Source organism: Hydrogenophaga sp., assembly GCF_026125825.1.
Lineage (GTDB): Bacteria > Pseudomonadota > Gammaproteobacteria > Burkholderiales > Burkholderiaceae_C > Hydrogenophaga.
The window spans coordinates 1-14,517 of sequence record NZ_JAHCKK010000103.1 but is presented as its reverse complement, the minus strand read 5'-3'; the positions used below and the strand labels follow the sequence as shown (position 1 = coordinate 14,517).

The 14,517-nt window shown below is 67.4% G+C and carries 14 protein-coding genes and 1 pseudogene; 8 read left to right on the top strand and 7 right to left on the bottom strand.

Annotated elements, in window-relative coordinates; genetic code table 11:
* Nucleotides 1–76 precede the first annotated feature (76 nt).
* On the top strand, nucleotides 77–304 hold the full coding sequence (locus tag KIT86_RS21645) for a sulfurtransferase TusA family protein (RefSeq protein ID WP_297402245.1): 228 nt from the start codon (nucleotides 77–79) through the stop codon (nucleotides 302–304).
* A 55-nt stretch (nucleotides 305–359) separates the two neighbouring features.
* On the top strand, nucleotides 360–1,406 hold the full coding sequence (locus KIT86_RS21640; RefSeq protein ID WP_291121549.1) for an NAD(P)-dependent oxidoreductase: 1,047 nt from the start codon (nucleotides 360–362) through the stop codon (nucleotides 1,404–1,406).
* 92 nt (nucleotides 1,407–1,498) lie between these two features.
* Here the strand turns inward: KIT86_RS21640 and KIT86_RS21635 are convergent, their stop codons facing one another.
* The 4 genes from KIT86_RS21635 to KIT86_RS21620 form a co-directional block, all read right to left on the bottom strand.
* Nucleotides 1,499–4,399 (bottom strand): valine--tRNA ligase, encoded by a 2,901-nt coding sequence (locus tag KIT86_RS21635; protein WP_297402242.1) that lies wholly within the window; start codon nucleotides 4,397–4,399, stop codon nucleotides 1,499–1,501.
* Between the two features lie 68 nt (nucleotides 4,400–4,467).
* Nucleotides 4,468–4,656: a DUF2783 domain-containing protein gene (locus KIT86_RS21630; RefSeq protein WP_297402240.1), complete on the bottom strand. Its 189-nt coding sequence runs from the start codon at nucleotides 4,654–4,656 to the stop codon at nucleotides 4,468–4,470.
* A complete protein-coding gene (locus KIT86_RS21625) occupies nucleotides 4,653–6,386 on the bottom strand; it encodes an FAD-dependent oxidoreductase (protein WP_297402238.1) in 1,734 nt (577 codons plus the stop codon). The genes KIT86_RS21630 and KIT86_RS21625 overlap by 4 nt, the downstream gene beginning before the upstream one ends.
* A gap of 148 nt (nucleotides 6,387–6,534) precedes the next feature.
* Nucleotides 6,535–7,149, bottom strand: a complete 615-nt coding sequence (locus KIT86_RS21620; protein WP_297402236.1) for a VOC family protein — start codon at nucleotides 7,147–7,149, stop codon at nucleotides 6,535–6,537.
* A gap of 304 nt (nucleotides 7,150–7,453) precedes the next feature.
* Between KIT86_RS21620 and KIT86_RS21615 the strand changes: the two genes are divergently transcribed.
* The 6 genes from KIT86_RS21615 (at nucleotide 7,454) to queF (ending at nucleotide 12,621) form a co-directional block, all read left to right on the top strand.
* Nucleotides 7,454–7,876 carry a rubrerythrin family protein gene (locus KIT86_RS21615; RefSeq protein WP_086125420.1) on the top strand — a complete coding sequence of 141 codons (423 nt, stop codon included), beginning with the start codon at nucleotides 7,454–7,456 and terminating at the stop codon, nucleotides 7,874–7,876.
* A 157-nt stretch (nucleotides 7,877–8,033) separates the two neighbouring features.
* Nucleotides 8,034–9,383: a heterodisulfide reductase-related iron-sulfur binding cluster gene (locus KIT86_RS21610; protein ID WP_297402230.1), complete on the top strand. Its 1,350-nt coding sequence runs from the start codon at nucleotides 8,034–8,036 to the stop codon at nucleotides 9,381–9,383.
* 20 nt (nucleotides 9,384–9,403) lie between these two features.
* Nucleotides 9,404–9,994: a DUF3501 family protein gene (locus KIT86_RS21605; RefSeq protein ID WP_297402228.1), complete on the top strand. Its 591-nt coding sequence runs from the start codon at nucleotides 9,404–9,406 to the stop codon at nucleotides 9,992–9,994.
* Nucleotides 9,995–10,089: 95 nt separating this feature from the next.
* Complete coding sequence (gene yaaA, locus KIT86_RS21600; protein WP_297402226.1) at nucleotides 10,090–10,866, top strand: peroxide stress protein YaaA; 777 nt, start codon at nucleotides 10,090–10,092, stop codon at nucleotides 10,864–10,866.
* A gap of 17 nt (nucleotides 10,867–10,883) precedes the next feature.
* Complete coding sequence (locus tag KIT86_RS21595) at nucleotides 10,884–11,762, top strand: 2OG-Fe(II) oxygenase (protein ID WP_297402224.1); 879 nt, start codon at nucleotides 10,884–10,886, stop codon at nucleotides 11,760–11,762.
* A 7-nt stretch (nucleotides 11,763–11,769) separates the two neighbouring features.
* Nucleotides 11,770–12,621 (top strand): NADPH-dependent 7-cyano-7-deazaguanine reductase QueF, encoded by an 852-nt coding sequence (gene queF / locus KIT86_RS21590; RefSeq protein WP_297402222.1) that lies wholly within the window; start codon nucleotides 11,770–11,772, stop codon nucleotides 12,619–12,621.
* A gap of 3 nt (nucleotides 12,622–12,624) precedes the next feature.
* Here the strand turns inward: queF and KIT86_RS21585 are convergent, their stop codons facing one another.
* The 3 genes and pseudogenes from KIT86_RS21585 to KIT86_RS21575 form a co-directional block, all read right to left on the bottom strand.
* Complete coding sequence (locus tag KIT86_RS21585; RefSeq protein WP_297402220.1) at nucleotides 12,625–13,407, bottom strand: anti-sigma factor; 783 nt, start codon at nucleotides 13,405–13,407, stop codon at nucleotides 12,625–12,627.
* 10 nt (nucleotides 13,408–13,417) lie between these two features.
* Nucleotides 13,418–13,990, bottom strand: coding sequence for a sigma-70 family RNA polymerase sigma factor (locus tag KIT86_RS21580; protein ID WP_297402218.1), 573 nt, complete (start codon nucleotides 13,988–13,990; stop codon nucleotides 13,418–13,420).
* 174 nt (nucleotides 13,991–14,164) lie between these two features.
* Nucleotides 14,165–14,517, bottom strand: a pseudogene (locus tag KIT86_RS21575) (histone deacetylase family protein); the annotation flags it as partial.

The following is a 14,517-nucleotide window of genomic DNA, read 5'->3' as shown; positions in this document are numbered from 1 at the left end:
TTTGGGCCCCGCGCGGGCACCGCCGCGCGCTGTGAGCCGCTTAGAATGTTGACAACCCAGGTATACCCCCCTCCCTATGATTGCCGACAAAGAACTTGATGCCCGCGGCTTGAACTGCCCCTTGCCCATCCTCAAAGCGAAGAAGGCATTGGCCGACATGCTCAGCGGCCAGACGCTCAAGGTGATCTCCACCGACGCGGGGTCGGTGCGTGATTTCCAGGCCTTTGCCAAGCAGACGGGCAACCTGCTGATGCAGCAGGAGACGGTGGGCGGCGACCACATCACCCTGCTCAAGCGCCGCTGATTCCCGGCAGGCGCGACCAGGTTCCTTCATCCTTCACACGCCCTGCCGACACACCATGGAAGTTTTGCTGCTTGATCCGCTCGTGCCTGAGGCGCTGGCCTGGTTGCAGGAGCGCCATGAGGTGAGCTTCCGTCCCGAACTGGCCGACGATCCTGCCGAGCTTCGAAAGAGCACTTACAAGACCCGCGCCATCGTGCTGCCGCCGCACGTGGTGGTCTCCAGCGAATTCCTGGATTTCGCGCCCAAGCTCGAGATCGTGGCGCGCATGCAGATCTCCAGCGACAACACCGATCTCAACGCCTGCGCGCGGCGCAATGTGCGTGTGCTCCAGGCACGCAGCGCCACCGTGCGCTCGAATGCCGAATACCTGTTGTACGGCCTGCTGATGCTCTACCGCAGGGGCATGGTCAGCGCGCTGCTGGGGCGCAAGATCGCCCAGGTGCGCATGGGCCGCGAACTCTCGGGCAGCACGGTGGGCCTGCTGGGCCTGGCGCCGGTGGCGCACACGCTGGCGCCCATGTTGCGCAGCCTGGGTGTGCGCCTGCTCGGATACGACCCTGCCGTGCACCACGCCGCCGACATCTGGGACAAGCTCAAGGTCGAGCCGGTGTCGCTGCAGGAGTTGCTCGCCCACTCGGACGCGATCTCCCTGCAGATGGTGTACGCCTCGCGTTTCCGCGGCTGGATCAACGAACGCATGCTCAACCACTGCAAACCCGGCCAGCTCTGGGTCGGCGTGAGCCGCAGCTCGCTGTTCGATGCCGAGGCCCTGGCCCTGGCGCTGTGCGACGGCCGCATCGATGCCTGCCTGCTCGACGGCGCGAACCCTCAGTTCGCGGCCGAAGGCACGCCGCTGCACGGCATCCCCAACCTGCACCTCACGCCGCGCCTGGGCTCGCACACCCGCGAGGCCAAGCTGCGCGCGAGCTGGTACGTGGCGCACCGCATGCACGAGACCCTGTCGCCGGAGTCCGCGCAGCACAACGAGAACCGCGTCAGCGATTTTTCGGCGCTCGACAACGTCGACTACCAGGACACGACGAGCGATCCGCAGGCGGTGTCACCGTCGCAGTGGAGCTCCATCGCGATGCATCGGGGTTGATTCCCCCTCGCGCCGCACCTGCGGTGCGTCACCCCCCCAGGGGGCAATGCCTGCGGTCGGGCAGAGCCAGTCCCGCGGCATTCTGGAAGGGCTCAGGCGCCCAGGCGGACCAGTTGCTCGCGCACCTTGTCCAGCGTGGCTGAAAAGTCGGCCACACGTTTCTTCTCCTGATCGATCACGGCCGGCGGTGCCTTGGCCACGAAAGCTTCGTTCGAGAGCTTGGCCGTTGCCTTGGTGATCTCGCCTTCCAGGCGGGCCGCTTCCTTGCCCAGGCGGGCCTTCTCGGCGGCGACATCGATCTCCATGAACAGGCACATGCGGGCTTCGCCCACCACCGCCACCGGCGCGGCCTGCGCGGCAGCCGCCCAGGACGCCTCATCCTCGAACACGCGCACTTCGTTGAGCTTGGCCAGGGCCTGCAGCACCGGCCCGGCGGCTTGCATGAAGGCCGTGTCGCCCAGCACGTAGAGCGGCAGGCGCGTGGCCGGTGAGACGTTCATTTCGCCGCGCAGCGTGCGGCAGGCGTCGACCAGCGCCTTGAGCTTGAGCACGTGAGCGATGGCAGCCTCGTCGATCTTGGCCGGCTGGCTCTCCGGGTAGCGCGCGATGCTCACCGACGCACCGGGCAGGCCGGCCACTGGCGCCACCTTCTGCCAGAGTTCTTCGGTGATGAAGGGGATGATCGGGTGCGCCAGGCGCAGGATGGCCTCGAGCGTGCGGATCAGCGTGCGCCGCGTGGCCCGCTGCTGCGAGGCGTCGCCGGTCTGGATCTGCACCTTGGCGATCTCCAGGTACCAGTCGCAGAACTCGTTCCAGACAAAGTCGTAGATGGCGTTGGCCACGTTGTCGAGCCGGTACTCGGCAAAGCCCTTGGCGACCTCGGCCTCGACCTTCTGCAGCACCGAGCTGATCCAGCGGTCGGCCTGGCTGAAGCTCAGGTAGCCGTGGAAGGGCTGGCCCACCGCGCATTCGGCCTTGGTGTGTTCCTGCAGGCCGCAGTCGTGACCTTCGCAGTTCATCAGCGTGAAGCGCGTGGCGTTCCAGAGCTTGTTGCAGAAGTTGCGGTAGCCCTCGCAGCGCTTGCTGTCGAAGTTGATGCTGCGGCCCAGCGAGGCCAGCGCGGCGAAGGTGAAGCGCAGCGCGTCCGCGCCGTAGGCGGGAATGCCCTCGGGGAATTCCTTCTCGGTCTGCTTGCGCACCTTGGGGGCGGTCTCGGGCTTGCGCAGACCGGTGGTGCGCTTCTCCAGGAGCGGCGCGAGCGCGATGCCGTCGATCAGGTCCACCGGGTCGAGCACGTTGCCCTCGCTCTTGCTCATCTTCTGGCCCTGTGCGTCGCGCACCAGGCCGTGGATGTAGACATGCTTGAACGGCACGCGGCCGGTGAAGTGCGTGGTCATCATGATCATCCGGGCGACCCAGAAGAAGATGATGTCGTAGCCCGTCACCAGCACGGTGCTGGGCAGGTAGAGGTTGAAGTCCTCGGTCGCGCCGTCCTTCTGGTTCGGCCAGCCCATGGTGCTGAAGGGCACCAGGGCCGAGGAGTACCAGGTGTCGAGCACGTCGGGGTCGCGCGTGAGCGTCTTGCCCGGGGCCTTGGCCTGCGCCTCGGCTTCGTTGCGCGCCACGATCACCTGGCCGGCTTCGTCGTACCAGGCCGGGATCTGGTGGCCCCACCAGAGCTGGCGGCTGATGCACCAGTCCTGGATGTTGTTCATCCACTGGTTGTAGGTGTTGACCCAGTTTTCCGGCACGAAGCGGACCTCGCCCGAGGCGACCGCGTCGATCGCCTTCTGCGCGATGCTCTTGCCGCTGGGGTCGGCATCGCTGACCTTGGACATGGCGACGAACCACTGGTCCGTCAGCATGGGCTCGATCACCTGGCCCGTGCGCGCGCAACGCGGCACCATGAGTTTGTGCTTCTTGGTCTCCACCAGAAGGCCGGCGGCTTCCAGATCGGCCACCACCGCCTTGCGGGCCACGAAGCGGTCCATGCCACGGTATCGGGCCGGGGCGTTGTCGTTGATGGCCGCGTCCAGGGTGAGCACGCCGATCATCGGCAGGCCGTGCCGCTGGCCGACCGCGTAGTCGTTGTTGTCGTGCGCCGGCGTGACCTTCACCACGCCGGTGCCGAACTCGCGGTCCACGTAGGCGTCGGCGATCACCGGGATCTCGCGATCGCACAGGGGCAGCTTGACCATCTTGCCGATGAGCGCGCTGTAGCGCTCGTCCTCGGGGTGCACCATCACGGCCACGTCGCCCAGCATGGTCTCGGGGCGGGTGGTGGCCACCGTGAGCGAACCGCTGCCGTCGGCCAGCGGGTAGGCGATGTGCCAGAGGAAACCGTCTTCCTCTTCGCTTTCCACCTCCAGGTCGGACACGGCGGTCTTGAGCACCGGGTCCCAGTTCACCAGGCGCTTGCCCCGGTAGATCAGGCCCTGCTCGTACAGGCGCACAAAGGTTTCGGTGACGACGGTGCTCAGTTTGTCGTCCATGGTGAAGTACTCGCGGCCCCAGTCCACGCTGTCGCCCATGCGGCGCATCTGCGTGGTGATGGTGTTGCCGCTCTGTTCCTTCCACTCCCAGACCTTGGCGACGAAGTTCTTGCGCGCCTCGGCGGGGGTCGGCCCCATGTCGTGGCGGCTGATGCCCTGGGCCTGCAGCTGGCGCTCCACCACGATCTGGGTGGCGATGCCGGCGTGGTCGGTGCCCGGCACCCAGACCGTGTTCGCGCCCGCCATGCGGTGGTAGCGCGTGAGGCTGTCCATGATGGTCTGGTTGAACGCGTGGCCCATGTGCAGGGTGCCGGTCACGTTGGGCGGCGGCAGCTGGATGGCGAAGGAAGGCGCTCCCGCCTGAGGCACGCCGGTGCCCCGGAAGCCGGCGGCGCCGTAGCCGCGCTGTTCCCACTCGGGGCCCCAGCGGGCTTCGAGCGGAGCGGGTTCGAACGATTTGGCCAGGGATTGCAGGCCAGGCTGGTTCAGGGTGTCGGTCATGGGCGCGCCAAAAATGGAAACGGCATCCCGCAGGATGCCGTCTGGGAGAGCAGGGGAGGGCCCTGATTTTAGCTAGGCGTTCGCCTGGCCGCTTCGATGCAGTCCTTGAGCACCTTCGCGTCGCCGATCTGGTTGGCCAGCAGCAGGATCAGCCGGGCGTTGAGCAGCTCCGCGGCTTCGCGGCTGAGGCCGGCGTGGGCGTCCAGCAGTTGTTCGTAGAACGCGTCGGCGTCCTGGAAATGCAGGTCTTGTTTCATGGGGCGTGGTCTCCGTGCAGGCCGAGGGAACGTTCGATGGCCGTGACCAGCCGGGCATTGATGGTGTCACCGGTGGCGGCGAGGTAGCCGTCGGGGCGCACCAGCGCCCAGGCGTGGCCGAAGACCTGGCAGGCTCCCTGCAGGTGGCAATCGGGGTCGCGCACATGCTCCACGGCCTGGGCGGGCGTGTCGGCGCCCAGCACCTGCACGCAGCGCACCGGGGCGTTCAGGCCCAGCCGGCGCAGGCGTTGCAGCGCGGCGGGCGCGAGGTCGCCGAACACCAGCAGCAGCAGGTCGCCACCGGCCCAGTTCAGCAGGTCGTTGAATTGGCCCGCCGTGCCGTCGGCCCAGGCGAAGGGCACGTTCTGCACCGACTGGCCGGCCGCGCTGCCGGGGGCGTAGGTGCATGCGCTGGACTGGCTGTAGGGGTTGGCCACGGCCATGCGCCCGGTGTTGATCAGGCTGCGCGCGAACGGGTACTGCTTGGCCAGGCCAATGGCGGCCTGGCGGAACAGGCGCTCGCTGCCATCGGCCGGGCGCAGGAAGCGGGCGGTGCGGTTGGTCACGCACACGTTTTGCTGCGCGGCTTCCAGGCGCTCGTCGTGGTAGCTCTGCAGCAGCGCCGCGTCGGCCTTGCCGCGCAGCACGGCGGCAAGTTTCCAGGCCAGGTTGTCGGCATCGGCCACGCCGGTGTTGCCGCCGCGCGCGCCAAAGGGGCTCACCACCTTGGCCGAGTCGCCCATGAGGAAGACGCGCCCGTGGCGCATGGCGTGCACACACTCGCTGCGGTAGGCGTAGGGGCCGACCCAGACGATCTCGACGCCCACGTCGGGCCCGAACTGGCGCGCCAGGCGCTCGCGCACCACGTCTTCGCGGCTGACATAGGCCGGGTCGGCGTTGGGTGCCATCTGGTAGTCGATGCGCCAGACGTCGTCGGCCATAAGGTGCTGCCAGACGGCTCGGTTCTCGTTGAAGGGGGCTTCAATCCAGGTGTGGCGTTCGGCCGGCGGGTGGGTGGTGAAGCGCACATCGGCGATGCACCAGCGGTCGTCGCCCCGCCGCGAGTCGAAGGGCACGTCCAGCCATTTGCGCAGCGGGCTGTTGGAGCCGGTGGCGTCAATCACATGCTCGGCTTCGATGCGGTAGCTGCCGGCCGGGGTTTCGATGGTGAGGGTGGCGGCGTCGGCGTTCTGCTCGAAGGCGGTGAGTCGGTTCTGCCAGCGCAGTTCGACCGCGCCGAGTTCCTGCACCCGGTCGACCAGAAAGGCCTCGATGTAGAACTGCTGGATGTTGATGAAGGGGGGCTGGCTGGAGAGGTGGAAGTTGCCCTGTTGGCGCAGGTCGAAGTTGTAGACCTCGTCGTCGCCCGCGAAGGTGCGGCCCACGCTCCATTGGGTGCCTTTGGCGGCGATGCGCTCGAAAATGCCCAGGCGCTGGAAGATCTCGAGCGATTTCTGGGTGTAGCAGATGCCGCGCGAGGAAGCGCCCTTGACGCCCACGGTGTTGTCTTCGTCGATGAGCACCGCCTTGACGCCCAGGCGGGCGAGCGAGCAGGCCAGGGTGAGGCCGGTGATGCCGCCTCCCACGATGACGATGGGGTGGCGCACCAGGGCCTGGCCTTGGAGTTCAGGCGGGGGGATGAACTCGTACTCGGGCAGCACGTAGCCCGCACCGCTGGTGAATTCGTAGTTGTTGGTGTGGGCTGTCTCTCGGTATGCGGTCAATGACATGCATCGCTCCTTGTTCTGGTCGCCTTCGTGTTTCCGTTTCGCTCTGCTGCCTCGCGGGCTCGGTGTAGGAATGCACATCTGTGCATGCGCGCACGGAGGTCGGCAAAGGGTGGGCAAGGACGCGGCGCCCCGCCAACGCCAAGACCCGTCAGGCCTTGGCGCGCGCAGCCACCTCCGGCCGGTCGTTCTGCTGAGGTTTCAGCGGCGCAGCGGATTTGCCCTCGGCGCGTTCCTTGCGCCACTGCTCCTTGCGCGCCGTCCACTCGGCCAGGCGCGCGTGCGCGGTCTTGCTTTCCTGCAGCATCTCGAACTCGTCGGCCAGCTGCGCCGTGAGCTCCAGGCGGATGCCGTTCGGGTCGAAGAAGTAGATGCTCTTGAAGATGTGGTGGTCCGTCACCCCCAGCACCTCGATGCCGGCGGCCTCCAGGCGGGCCTTGGTGTTCTCCAGTTCCGTCACCGTGTCCACGCGGAAACTGATGTGGTTCACCCACTTCGGCGTGTTCGGGCTGGGCAGCGCCGCCTCGTCGTCGCCCAGGTCGAAAAAGGCAATGAACGAGCCGTCCTGCAGGCGGAAAAAGAAGTGCGTGTAGGGGCAGTACTCGCCCGTGCTCGGCACATGATCGCTCTGGATGATGTGGTACAGCGGCAGGCCCAGGATGTCCTCGTAGAAGCGTCGCGTTTCTTCCGCGTCCTTCGCTCGGTACGCATAGTGGTGCAACTGCTGGATGGGCGCGGGTGGGGGCAGGGTGGCGGTGGTCGGCATGTCGGTCTCCTGGTGGGCGAAGCGGGGCCTCTGATTTACTATTATGCAACGCATTTCTCTTATCGTAATTCAATAGGCCTGCGGCGCACTCCAGTTTGATGCTTTCGACGGGGGGTGTCGATCCTCTCGAAAGCGCGTCTCCCTGCGAGCGGCCGGATAGCCGCAGCCAATTCACCGCATAGCCCAGAACAATTGGACGCACCTGGATCGGTGGGCGTATGTTGCGGAGGTCCTGTCAGGTTCGGTGCCTGCTGTCCGGGCCTCATGGGCGTTTCTTCCACCCCACGCCAACAAGGAGATCGCCATGCCCGCATTGAAAGGCTCGAAGACCGAGCAGTGCCTCAAGGACGCCTTCGCCGGTGAATCCCAGGCCAATCGCCGCTACCTGTACTTCGCCAACAAGGCCGATGTGGAAGGGCAGAACGACGTGGCGGCCCTGTTCCGCTCGACCGCCGAAGGCGAAACCGGCCACGCGCACGGGCACCTGGAATTCCTGGAGCAATCGGGCGATCCGGCCACCGGGCTGCCGATCGGCTCCACCCGCAACAACCTCGCGTCTGCCGTGGCCGGCGAGACCCACGAGTACACCGACATGTACCCGGGCATGGCCAAGACCGCGCGCGAGGAGGGCTTCGACGAAGTGGCCGACTGGTTCGAGACGCTGGCCAAGGCCGAGCGCTCGCATGCCAACCGCTATCAAAAAGCCCTGAACGAACTGGTGGACTAGCTCGGCGTCACCCCCGGCCGCGCGGCACGCGATCCCCTCCAAGGGGCGACACCCGCGGCCTGGCAAAGCCGCCTTTGCGGTGCCTCTGGACGCTGCGCCCATCCGGGCGCAGCAGATCCCCACGAACCCCACTCGCACCCGACGAGGAGACGTCCCCATGGCCACAGAAGGCAATCTGCAGGCACCGACGCGGCACGCGCTCGACTGGAAGAACCCCGACTTTCACGACGAGGGCAAGTGCCTGCAGGAGATGGAGCGCATCTTCGACATCTGCCACGGCTGCCGGCGCTGCGTGAGCCTGTGCGGCGCCTTCCCCACGCTCTTCGATCTGGTCGACGAGAGCAGCACCCTGGAGGTGGACGGCGTGGCCAAGGCGGACTACTGGAAGGTGGTCGACCAATGTTACATGTGCGACCTGTGCTACATGACCAAGTGCCCCTACACGCCGCCCCACGAGTGGAACCTGGACTTTCCCCACACCATGCTGCGCGCCAAGGCGATCCAGTTCAAACAGGGCCAGGTGGGCCTGGCCGAGCGCTTCCTCGCTTCCACCGACGTGCACGGCCAGTTCGCGGGCATTCCGATCGTGGTGCAGCTGGCCAACGCGGCCAACCGAACCCGCACCGCGCGCAAGGTGATGGAGCGCGTGGCCGGTGTCGACAAGGACGCCTGGCTGCCCGGACTGGCGAGCAGGAAGTTCCGTTCGGGTGCACCGCAGGCCGCCGCATCGCAGGTGGTGAATGGCGAAAAGACGCCGGGCAAGGTCGCGATCTTCTCCACCTGCTACATCAACTACAACGAGCCCGGTATCGGGCTCGATCTGCTCAAGATCCTCGACCACAACGGCATTCCCTACACCCTGGTCGAGAAGGAGCGCTGCTGCGGCATGCCCAAGCTGGAACTGGGCGACCTGGATTCGGTGCAGCGAAGCAAGGAGGCCAACATCCCGGTGCTCGCAAAGTACGCAAGGGACGGCTACGCGGTCCTCGCGGCCGTGCCCAGCTGCGCGCTGATGTTCAAGCAGGAAATCCCGCTCATGTTCCCGGACGATGCCGACACCCAGCTGGTCAAGAACAGCGTGTGGGACCCGTTCGAGTACCTGATGGCGCGCAAGCGCGACGGCCTGCTCAAGACCGAGTTCGCTCAGCCGCTGGGCAACGTGAGCTACCAGATTCCCTGCCACGGCCGGGTGCAGAACATCGGGCGCAAGACCGAGGAGATGCTCAAGATGGTGCCTGGCACCACGGTCAACACGGTCGAACGGTGTTCGGGCCATGCGGGCACCTTTGGCGTGAAGAAGGCGCACCACCAGCAGGCGATGAAGATCGGCAAACCCGTGTTCAAGACCATGGCCACCATGAAGGATGGTGCGAAGCCCGACGTCATCAGTTCGGACTGCCCGCTGGGCGGCCACCACATCGCCCAGGGCTTCGAGGTCAACGGCCTGGGCGCGCCCGAACTGCAGCACCCGCTGAGCCTGGTGGCTCGGGCCTATGGCCTGAAATGACCACGAGAGGAACCCCTTCCATGCAACTCACCGGCCGCATCACCGCCGACACCCTCATGAGCCTGGAGGCCTACACCAAGTGGCGCAAGGTGCACAAGCCGGAGATCATGGCGCACCGCCGGCTGCGCAGCGTGCAGCTCGGTGAGCACCTGAACCTGCAGTTCGAGAGCGAGACCACGATGCGCTACCAGATCCAGGAGATGCTGCGCATCGAGAAGATCTTCGAGGAAGAGGGCATTCAGCAGGAGATCGACGCCTACGCGCCCCTGGTGCCCGATGGCACGAACTGGAAAGCCACCTTGATGATCGAGTACATCGACGTCAACGAGCGCAAGCGCGAGCTTGCCCGGCTCATCGGCGTCGAAGACCGCATGTTCGTCGAGGTCGAGGGCCACGACCGGGTGTACGCCATCGCCGACGAAGACCTGGACCGCGAGAACGAGGAAAAAACCTCGGCCGTGCACTTCGTGCGCTTCGAGCTCACGGCCCCCATGCGCGCGGCGGTGCTGGCCGGCGCGGCCGTCAAGCTGGGATGCGACCACACCCACTACCCGGCCCACCTGCAAGTGCCCCCGGAAACGCTGGCGTCTCTCGCCGGTGACCTGAAGTAACACGCCCCCGTTGGGGATAATCAGGGCTTCCTTCGGGAAGCCTCTGCCGCTTCCGTGTTCGCCTTCTCTGCGGCTGCGCCCGCCTCCAACCCGACATGCTCTTCCTGATCTCGCCCGCCAAGGCGCTCGACTACGAGACGCCCCCGCACGTGACCACCCACACCCAGCCCCTGTTCGTGAAGGACTCGACCGAGCTCATCGAGGTGCTGCGGGAGAAGACCCCGCTGCAGATCAGCGAGCTCATGGACCTGTCCGACGCGCTCTCGGGCCTGAACGTCGCGCGCTACCAGGCCTGGCGCCCCAGGTTCACCGCCAAGAACGCCAAACAGGCCGTGCTCGCCTTCGACGGCGATGTGTACGGCGGGCTGGACGCGAAGACCCTGGGCGAGGCCGAGCTGGACTGGCTGCAGCAGCACCTGTGCATCCTCAGCGGCCTGTACGGCGTGCTGCGCCCGCTCGACTGGATGCAACCGTACCGGCTGGAGATGGGCACGCGCCTGAAGACGGCCCGGGGCAAGAACCTCTACGAGTTCTGGGGCCGCCAGATCGCCGATTACCTCAACCAGCGCGCCAAGGCCGACCTGAGCCCGGTGGTGATCAACCTCGCCAGCGAGGAGTACTTCAAGGCCGTGGACCGCAAGGCCTTGCTGCCACGCGTCGTCACCTGCGCGTTCGAGGAGCGCAAAGCCGATGGCTACAAAGTCATCAGCTTCATGGCCAAGCGCGCGCGCGGCCTGATGGTGCGGTACGCTGTGACGCACCGGGCCACCACGCCCGAGCAGCTCAAGGGCTTCGACCTTGAGGGTTACCGTTTCGTGCCCGCCGCGTCCTCGCCCGACCGGCTGGTGTTCCGCCGCGAACAGAAGGCCTGACCGCCTCGACACACACCATGAGCCAGACCATCACCCCCGAACTGCGCCGCTGGATCATCGAGCAGGCGTCTGCCGGCTTCACCCCCGAGGTGGTGCTGGCCTCCATGGTGTCCTCCGGCTGGCAGGAGTCGGTGGCCTTGGCGGCGCTGGAGAGCACGCTGCGCGAGCACCTGCGAACGCAGGCCGCCAAGCCCCCGGTGGTCGTGCCCGTGGCCCAGGCCGACGCGGCCGCCACCGGCGTGCCGGTGCCCGATTTCAACCTGAGCCAGTCCCCGCGCCAGATCGACGCGGGCGACCGCATGGTGGATGTGATCGCCACGCTGAACCACCCGCGCGTGGTGGTGCTGGGCAACCTGCTCAGCGCCCAGGAATGCGAAGCGCTGATCGAATCCGCCCGCCCGCACCTGGCGCGATCGCTCACGGTGGAAACCAAGACCGGCGGCGAGGAGCTCAACCCCGACCGCACCAGCAGCGGCATGTTCTTCACCCGCGGCCAGACGCCGGAGGTGGCCGCCGTCGAGGCGCGGATCGCCCGCCTGCTGAACTGGCCGCTGGAGAACGGCGAGGGCTTCCAGGTGCTGAACTACAAGCCTGGTGCGGAATACAAGCCGCACTACGACTATTTCGACCCCGCCGAACCCGGCACGCCCACCATCCTGCGGCGCGGCGGCCAGCGCGTGGCCACGCTCGTGATGTACCTCAACGAGCCCACGCGCGGCGGCGGCACCACCTTCCCCGACGTGGGCTTCGAGGTGGCGCCGGTGCGAGGCAACGCCGTCTTCTTCAGCTACGACCGGCCTCACCCCTCTACCCGCACGCTGCACGGCGGCGCGCCCGTGATCGAGGGCGAAAAATGGGTGGCCACCAAGTGGCTGCGCGAACGCGAGTTCATCTGACGCTCTTATGTCCCAGAACACCCCCGAACAGTCCCAGCTCGGCCGCACCTCGGCCTACGTTGATCAGTACGACGCCTCCCTGCTGTTTCCGCTGCCGCGCGAAACCAAGCGGCGCGAGATCGGCATCACCGGCAGCGTGCCCTTTCTCGGTGCCGACCTCTGGACGGCGTTCGAGCTCAGCTGGCTCAACCCGCGCGGCAAACCCATGGTGGCGCTGGCCCACATCACCGTGCCCTGCGAGAGCACGCACATCGTCGAAAGCAAGTCGTTCAAGCTCTACCTCAACAGCTTCAACAACACGCCGTTCGCCAGCGCCGACGCGGTGCGCGATCGCATCCGCGCCGACGTGAGCGCCGCGATCTGGCACGGTGGCCCGGTGCAGGCAGGCGCTGGCGTGAAGCTGCTGCTGCCCGAGCACTTCGAGCGCGAGGCGGTGCACGAACTCAGCGGCCTTTCCATCGACCGCCTCGATGTGGAGTGCACGCAGTACCAGCCCGCGCCCGAGCTGCTCAGGGCCGCGCTCGACGAGCAGCCCGTGACCGAGACCCTGGTGAGCCATTTGCTCAAGAGCAACTGCCTGGTGACCGGCCAGCCCGACTGGGGCAGCGTGCAGATCAGCTACAGCGGCCCGCAGATCGACCAGGCCGGGCTGCTGCAGTACATCGTGAGCTTTCGCAACCACAACGAATTCCATGAGCAGTGCGTCGAGCGCATCTACATGGACCTCTGGCAGCGCTGCAAGCCGGCCAAGCTCACGGTCTACGCGCGCTACACGCGCCGGGGCGGGCTGGACATCAACCCCTGGCGCAGCAGCCATCCCCAGTCGCCGCCGGCCAACGTGCGCACCGCGCGGCAATAAGCGTCACAGCATCTTCTGGATCAGCGCGCCCTTGAACAGCACCGGCCCGGTCGGGCCGCGCTCGCTGGGCACGCCGCCTTTGGGCTCCAGGCTGATCGCCAAGGCGGGCACCTCGCGCACGTCGCCCTCGCCGGCGGCCAGCTGCAGCAGGCGTTCCTGGCTCAGCACACCAAGAGAGCGCGGGCTGCCCGAGGGGGGCAGCGCCCAGAGTTGAAGCGACTTGTCGCTCGCTTCCTGGAAACCGCCGACGCGCTGCAGCGTGAGCTTGCGGCTTTTCGGGTCGAAGGTGACCAGCATGGAGGCGCTGGCTTTGTCGTCCTGCAGCACGGCCACGTACTCGACCTGTGGCGTCGCTTCGAGCTTGGCTTGCAGTTCGCTGATCCGGGCGCCGAGGTTGTCGCGCAGGCCCACGGCCGTGACCACGGCCAGCACCGTGGCCAGGGCCCCGGCGGCGGTGGCGCCGCGCCACAGCGCCAGGCTGCGCAGCCAGCCGCCCGGGCGGCTGGGCACGGAGGGCCGGGCGCGCGCGGCGGCCATGGCCTGCTGTTCGCTGTCGGCTCGCACCAGGTTTTCGATGCGTGTCCAGACCGCCGGGGCCGGCTCGCTCGGGACCTGCAGTTCGTTCATGCTGGCCACGCGGCTTTGCCAGACCAGGGCGGCGGCGCGCACCGGGGCCTGTTCGCGCGCCATGGCTTCGAAGCGGCGGCGCGCGCCGCCGCGCAGCGTGCCCAGGGCGTGGGCGGCGGCCAGTTGATCGAGCAGTTCAGGGTGTTGGATGAGGTTCATGGTGAGGTCCTCACGCGAAGCGCGCCATGCAGGTGCGCAGCTGGTCCAGCCCCCGGCGGATCCAGGTCTTGACCGTGCCCAGCGGCAGCTTGAGCTGCTCGGCCAGTTCGCTGTGGCTCAGGTCGCGCAGGTAGGCCAGGCTGACCACTTCGCGCTGGCGGCTCTCCAGCCGGCCCAGGCACTGGTGCAGGGCCCACGCCTGCTGGCTGGCCAGGCTCACGTCCATGGGGTTGGGCGAGGAGCCCTCCATCGTGTCGGCCATCACGTCGTCGATCTCGTCGGTGAGGTGGGCGCGCTCGGCGCTGCGCCGGCGCAGGGCGTCGAGGGAGCGGCTGCGCACGATCAGGCCCAGCCAGGCCATGGGCGGGCTCAGGCTGGCGCGGTAGTCGCCCGCCGAGCGCCAGATCTGCAGGAAGGTTTCCTGCAGCACGTCTTCGGCCCATTCGTGCTTGTTCACCACGCGCAGCGAAAGCCCGTAGAGCTTGGACGACACCAGGTCGTAAAGGCCTTTGAGGGCGGCCTCATCGCGCTGGGCGATGCGGTCGATCAGGGCGATGAGGGTGTCGTCGGGTTGGTCGCTCATGCGCACATTGTGGGGCCGGGCGGGTTCCTGCGGAACGGGCTCGGCTCGGCTCCACACCAGCACAGGGCGGGAACCGCGCGGGGCACGGGGTGGCGTGTCAGAGCGTCGAGGGGGTGGTGAGGGCTTCATGGCCCTCTGGATACGCAGCCGGCGGGCGCCTGGATTCAGCCGCGCTCAGGCCGCCCGCTGAAACCCTTCCAGCAGGTTGACCGCGTTGGTGCCGACCTCGTCCACCGCGTAGCCGCCCTCGAAGGTGAAGACCGTGGGCAGCCCGGCGCCGGCCAGCGCCGCGCCCACGGCGGCGTAGTCGCCGGTCTTGAGCGTGAAGCCGGAGATGGGGTCACCCTCGAAGGTGTCCAGCCCCAGGGGCACCACCAGCGCATCCGCGCCGAAATCGCCCACCGCGCGCAGGGCGGTGTCCAGCGCGGCGCGCCAGGCCTGCACGCCCGTGCCGCGCGGCAGCGGCAGGTTGAGGTTGAAGCCCGTGCCTGCGCCCGCGCCGCGCTCGTCCGCGTGGCCGAGGAAAA